Raw genomic sequence first — 6,103 nt, forward strand, 5'->3', positions numbered from 1 at the left:
GAAAGTCGATGATGGTTGACTTGGGACCCGCCCAAAACCGCCAGGCGAAACTGACCGAGGGTGAGAAAATCACGGTACAAGGCGTCCCCCTGAAGGTGAACGATCGAGTCGTTTTGATGGCCCGAAAGATCACGCAGGATGGCAAATCGACCGAGATCGATCGACAGATGCCCGACTCCAGTGCCAGCACCAGCTGATCTGGAACCCTTTGACGAGCGTCCGTTTCGAATCGCTTGCGGTGACACCCGTCACTCGACTTGAAGCTACTTTGATGTAGGACGTGAACTCAATGAGTGTCGCCGTTCGTTCCCGCGAAAGAAGGTCTCTTTCGCAATGCTTGTGGAGCAAACGGCGACGACAGAATCGAACTGGATCGTGTCGAAAAAACGACGCGATCCAGTTCGTTGTTTTAAGTTTAACGAATCGATTTTTTCTCTACCGAATTCCACCTACCGAACCGGGCCGATGGCAACTGATCTCTTCGTCGCGATTGTGGTGATGTCCGTTGCCTCACTCGCAAGCGGCTTGCTGGCAGGCCTGTACGTCTACTCAGACAAAGGGCAACGGACGACCGCAAGTCTTGCGATCGCAGTCCTGGCGACGGTGATCTTTCTTTTCTATGCTTCCGGTCAACTGTTCTGGGCACGGTTTGTTCCCTCATCGGCGGCCATCATTTACACGAACATCGCCGCCATCTTTGCGGCCTTGGCAGCCGGATGGGCTTGGCGATTACCGAACATGACCGTTTGGCGGCGGATGATCATGTCGGTCCTACTCGCCGCCGGCTCGCTGGCCGCGATCGTCTGGCCGCTTCTGTCGATCGCGCTGCGACCGCCACCGGTTGGCGGCGATCGCTGGAACAACGGAGTCGCGATGCAAACCTCTTGGGCGACTTGCAGCCCGGCTGCCGCGGCAACGTTGTTTCGGGCGGAGAGGATCGATGTGAGCGAGTCCGACATGATTCCGCTGTGTTTGACCGATTCCAGTGGTACACCAACACTGGGTCTGTACCGCGGCGTGAAGCTGATCGCCGAGAAAAACGGTCGTGAATTAGAAATCGTCGATGGCACGATCGATGACCTGCTGAGCGACGACGACTGGCCGGTCTTGCTGGCCGTCGAATTGCCCTACGGCGTCGATGATCGTCGCTACGTCGAACAATGGGGCTGGATTCCCGGGATGGGCCATTCGGTGGTGGCACTCGGCCGAGCGCCGACCGGCGGATTGTTGATCGGTGACCCCTCGGTGGGACTCGAACGATGGTCCACGGCCGACTTGGACGTGCTCTGGCACGGTGCCGGCCTACGCGTCAAGTGAGCCGGTCAGGACAAGCTAATCCACGAGCCCGCGAATCTCTTCGCGAATTCTGCGTGTCAGCCGACTTTTGGCCAGCAAGACGACGTTGACAGACACTCCCAATTCCTCGGCCACCGCATTCGCATTTCTGCCTTCGACCGCGTGTTTTTGGAACGCGTTCCATGTGCTCGTCTTGACTTCGTTTCTGACAATGCTCGCGGCGTGGCGAAACACGGACTGGTCGTGTTGTCTGTCGAACTCCACTGAGAGTTGACTGTTCTGGTCGGCAAGCTGTTCGATCTGGTCGGTGAGCATGTCGAATTGTCCAGCCACAAGCGGTGTCTTTTGGACGCGCCGCATGGCGTACCGCAATTGATTGAGGACGATCCCGCGCAGGACCGCGCGAAAGGAACCTGTCCGTTGCCGCTGAAATGTCGGCAGCTCCCTCACGAGCACCATCAGCACCTCTTGCACAATATCTTCCGCTTGACTGACCAGTAGAGGATATGTCGAGATGCGTTGATACATGAACGGCCGATAGATCTCCAGCAGCCGTTGCCAGTCGTCGTCGGTCCCCTCATCGGCGATCCGCTTCAGCAGGCTGATTGAAGTTTCTTGCATCGTTCCGCTATTAGTCCTTTGCCAACGCCAACGCCATGGATTTCGCGTATGCCTCGGCCGTCGCATCATCGCCTAACTCGAGCAGCGAGAATTCGCGGAACGAATCCGATACCTGGGGAGACTTGAACAGGACGATCGATCCGCGATCTGCGCGATCCAATTTATCTTTCGCCGAAAAAACGAAGCGGCCGTCGAGGAAACCCTCGACCGTTGCGCCGTGAAGAATGTACTCCACGGTGTGAAACTCGTCGCGTTTCAGGCTTGATTCGGGAGCCGCCTGGTAAAACGACAGTCGGTTTTCGTCAAAGAACGGAACGCCGATAATTCCTGAGGGATAGCCGGGAAACGGCCGGACCTTGATGCCCATCAGTCCGAACGGCGCGACCTGGTGCAACACCTCCGAGTGCGGACGATTGCCTCCCAGCATCACCCGCCATCCGTTTGTGTCCGCACCAGTTCGCCTGGCGCGCAAGACGAAGTGCTGATTCCAATTAGATGATTCATGGGTGGACCGAATCATGATCTCCATTCTTAAATGAAAGTTCCTCAAGTCGTCTCGCTTCAGCGAGAGCATCTCCATCGAACGGTCATTGCCCAGTAAATGGACAGCGCCGGATTGCGGATCGATTCGGTATTTTTCTCCATGGGTGTCGAAGTTGGCCAAGAGCTCTGCTTCTCCGGCCAGCAGGTTGATAAAGCTGCTTTGATAGGGGAGCTTGTCTCGCAGATCCGGCAGTCTGGCTGGGGTGACGTCAATCGCCTCCACTGCCGCAGCGACTTCAGCCTCGGCGACATCCTGATCCACTTCGAGTGTTTCCGCGTCGCCGGCACGAATTTCAATCCGCGTCTTCAGCAGCGTCGTTCCCGTCAGCGTGACCGTGATCAAGCGATCGCCCTGTTTCAAACGAATCGTTCCCTCGCCGCCCTCACGGCGGACCGACACCGACTGGCCATCGACGAGCACGACAGCACCGTCAGGCAGGTCGCGGATCACGACCGTGCCCATCGGTGTGATGATGATCAGTTGAGCGACCAGATAGAGGACCGCGGCGATGAACAGAGCGACTGCCACCCTTAGCTTCCCGCGGGGACGATTCCGCAGCGGGTCGGACTGCGATTCCGCACCGGGCTTGAGTTCGACAGAGGTATCCGCTTGGTTGAGTTGTTCGACGGCCGTGTCGATCGATTCTTCGGACCGGACGGGAGAAACCAGAGCAGCGGTGGTCGAAGCCGACTTCACCGCAAACGGCTTCAGCGCTTCGGCGACTTGCTGCGGCGTGGCATAACGCTCGTCGGGATCTTTGGCGAGCATTTTGGCGACGATCTCGGCCAAGGGTTTCTGAACCTCGGGCCGAAGGAGATCGATCGCGGGCGGAGTCGCCTGAGAATGGGCGAGCACGAGTTCGCCGGTGGATCCTGAAAAGGGCGGATGACCGGCCAACATGTGATAGAGACTGCAACCGAGTGAATAGATGTCCGATCGAATATCCGCCGATGCCGCGTCGCGGCACTGTTCCGGAGCAATGTATTCGAGCGTGCCCAGTAGCGTTCCGTCATCGGTTAAGACACTGTCGGGTTTCCGTTCTTGGCCACGACCCTCCGTGCTTAATCGGGCGAGCCCGAAGTCAAGAATCTTGGCTTTGATCTTCCCGTCAGCCTTGTGGATCATGATGTTCGATGGCTTGATGTCTCGGTGAATCAAACCGTTGTTCATTGCATGCTGCAGGCCGAGACAGATTTTGATCGCGACGCCACAAGCAAACTGGATGGGTAGCGGTCCGTTGTCTGCAATCAGCTGGTAAAGATTCTTTCCCGGGACGTACTCCATGCACAGCACCACGGCATCGCCTAGCAGTTTGACGGTGTAGCAGCGAACAATCGACTCATGGTTCATCGACGCGATGCATCGGATTTCCTGATCAAAACGCTTGCGAGCCTCGCTGTTGGAATTCAACCGTTCGTTCAAGACCTTTAGCACTTCTTTACGGCCGGTGTGCACGTGCCGGGCGAGATAGACGACCCCCATCCCGCCGCGACCGATTTCCCGAAGCATCGTGTAATCCGACAGAGCTGACAACTCGCTCGGGATCTCGGAGACCTCTCCCGGTGGCGGGGCTAACAACTCCGTTTCGTCGGGCGTTTGACAGGAAAGCTGGCTCGACAGGGATTGATTGGACACGACTTGTCGATGAGACCGCAGCTTGGCGATCACCGAGTCGACGGAGATGGCAGCGACTTGGGCTGCAAGCTCTGGATGGGCCTCCAGCAACAGCATGACTTCTCGCTCCGCGGCTTCGTCCAACTGTCCTTTCGCAAAGGCTCGCAAAGTGTCTTGTGTGACCTGTAGATCTCCGGTCGCAAAAATTATTTCGTCGGTCATCGATAATTACTTTGCTTGACGAATGCCGCGAAACGGAACGCCATTGGTCAACTTGCCGAAGATCCGATCACCGGCCACGCCGATCACCGCCGTTTGTCCACGTTGGCCGGTGAAGCGAAACACACCAGTGGATTCCTGCTCCCACGTCGCTCGCTCACGACGTCCCTTGTAATAGACCGTCCCAGCCCCACCACGTCGAAACTCCCAAACCAGACGTGGTCCGCCCTTGACGGCGACCGACCACTTGCCGAGCAACAGGTCGTTTGCCGACGGTTCGACGCCGCCGGGACGGCTTTTCTGTTTTCGCACCTGTTCGGCATCCTCAAGCCGTTTGATCCAAACCGTCACATTCTGACCCGTGTCCGCCGCAGCTGCATTCAACTCGGCACGGGCGAGACGGGTGTCGGGATATCGGTCGAATGCCAAAAAAAGGCCTGTCACAAACTGCTTGTCGGGCCAACGCTCAAGCTCCGGTTTGACGATCTGAAGCCAAGTCGCTGAATCGAGTCGACTGAGCGGATAGGTCACTTCGGCTCCCTGTGAATTGGTCAATACAAGCGCTGTGCCTGATGTCTCTGTCACCGGTCGCTCAAAGCGGTAATCGCTCGACAGGACCGTCAACGGCGTGGATTTCGGCAATCGCTGGACAGCATAGTCAACCGATTCGAAGAGCTTTTGGAGTCGTTTGACGGCATCCAGATCCTGCTGAAGCCGACTCGTGTAGCGAAACAGTTCGGAGTCGTCCAACCCGTCTTCGAGCAGGTCGATTGCCAAGGAATACTCTCGTCGCTGCAGCAGCGATTGTGTTTGGTCCCAAATCGCCTGTTGAGGGTCCACCTCGTCGGCGAATCCACGGATCAGAGGCGATGGAGCGAGCACCAGGACGAGTAAAAAGAGCTGAATTGTAATGCAGAACGGCTTGACCATGGGATCTATCGGCAGGCGGAGTGTCATCGGAATGGTTGGCTGGGCGTCACTAAAGGCGCTGGAGCCCTCGCACCTGTCGCGAGAAATCAAATTTTTCTTTCAGCACCGTCACGCGATCGATTTCCTGTCGCCGGAACCGCCGTGAATGCCGTCAGGAAACGCTGAATGGAAGCGGCACTCGCCTACTTGTCTTGCTCCTGCCCTTTTTCCTCGTCGACATCCAGCAACTCGCTGATCTTGGCGTGGATGGCGTCGGCGGTTGCTTGTCCGGCACCGGTTTTGACCAGTTGCACAATTCCTTGCCGGTCGATCAACACCACGTGCGGAATGCCGCGGACGCCAAATTCACCGGACATCTCGCTGCCTTCGGGCGTCACCAGAACGGGATGTTCGAGATCGTGATGCTCCAAGAAACGGGCGAGCGTTTGGCGTTCTTCTTCGGGCGTGACGTCTTCGGTCGCGTGCGAGGCGCGTTTGGTTTCTTCGTCCCATCTGAAGTTATAGTACTGTGTGACTCCGACGATTTCGAAACCGCGATCGGCGAATTCCTCGCGCCACTCGCGCAGATGCGGAAACGTCGCAATGCACGGTCCACACCACATGGCCCAGAAGTCGAGCAACACGACCTTGCCCTTGAGTGCTTCCTGATCCAACTCGATGACGTTGACCCAGGCGTCAACCTCCCAATCGGGCGAGGGTTTTCCGACCAGTGATGCCACCGGCTTGGCAGCCGCCATTCGTTCGCGGTGAAGCTCGATCCGCCGAAGAGCCGCCTGCACCGATCGATTCTTGATCGCGAAACGGGCCAACCTCTTTGACACTTTCTCAATTCGATCTTGGGTCGCGGCCGGATCCTCTTGTTTCCAGGTGCTGATCATC

5 protein-coding genes and 1 pseudogene are annotated in these 6,103 nt (G+C 57.4%); 2 read left to right on the top strand and 4 right to left on the bottom strand.

What is annotated here, in order from left to right; translation table 11 throughout:
* Positions 1 to 197 (top strand): annotated as a pseudogene (locus tag ABX749_RS18130) (hypothetical protein); the annotation flags it as partial.
* A 268-nt stretch (positions 198 to 465) separates the two neighbouring features.
* Positions 466 to 1,317 carry a peptidase C39 gene (locus tag ABX749_RS18135; protein WP_372897202.1) on the top strand — a complete coding sequence of 284 codons (852 nt, stop codon included), beginning with the start codon at positions 466 to 468 and terminating at the stop codon, positions 1,315 to 1,317.
* 15 nt (positions 1,318 to 1,332) lie between these two features.
* Here ABX749_RS18135 and ABX749_RS18140 read toward each other — a convergent pair whose 3' ends face one another.
* From ABX749_RS18140 to ABX749_RS18155, 4 genes are all read right to left on the bottom strand, one after another.
* On the bottom strand, positions 1,333 to 1,917 hold the full coding sequence (locus tag ABX749_RS18140) for an RNA polymerase sigma factor (protein ID WP_372897203.1): 585 nt from the start codon (positions 1,915 to 1,917) through the stop codon (positions 1,333 to 1,335).
* Between the two features lie 10 nt (positions 1,918 to 1,927).
* Positions 1,928 to 4,297 carry a serine/threonine-protein kinase gene (locus ABX749_RS18145; protein ID WP_372897204.1) on the bottom strand — a complete coding sequence of 790 codons (2,370 nt, stop codon included), beginning with the start codon at positions 4,295 to 4,297 and terminating at the stop codon, positions 1,928 to 1,930.
* A gap of 6 nt (positions 4,298 to 4,303) precedes the next feature.
* Positions 4,304 to 5,224 carry a hypothetical protein gene (locus ABX749_RS18150; protein ID WP_372897205.1) on the bottom strand — a complete coding sequence of 307 codons (921 nt, stop codon included), beginning with the start codon at positions 5,222 to 5,224 and terminating at the stop codon, positions 4,304 to 4,306.
* A gap of 182 nt (positions 5,225 to 5,406) precedes the next feature.
* Positions 5,407 to 6,103 (bottom strand): TlpA family protein disulfide reductase (locus tag ABX749_RS18155; protein ID WP_372897206.1); only part of this gene is annotated, 697 nt, incomplete at its 5' end.

The organism is Stieleria sp., from assembly GCF_041595215.1.
Lineage (GTDB): Bacteria > Planctomycetota > Planctomycetia > Pirellulales > Pirellulaceae > Stieleria > Stieleria magnilauensis.

Excerpts from the sequence above, each read along its gene's own strand:
- ABX749_RS18135 (WP_372897202.1), top strand. The coding sequence starts at position 466 with ATGGCAACTGATCTCTTCGTCGCGATTGTGGTGATGTCCGTTGCCTCA.
- ABX749_RS18140 (WP_372897203.1), bottom strand. The coding sequence starts at position 1,917 with ATGCAAGAAACTTCAATCAGCCTGCTGAAGCGGATCGCCGATGAGGGG.
- ABX749_RS18145 (WP_372897204.1), bottom strand. The coding sequence starts at position 4,297 with ATGACCGACGAAATAATTTTTGCGACCGGAGATCTACAGGTCACACAA.
- ABX749_RS18150 (WP_372897205.1), bottom strand. The coding sequence starts at position 5,224 with ATGGTCAAGCCGTTCTGCATTACAATTCAGCTCTTTTTACTCGTCCTG.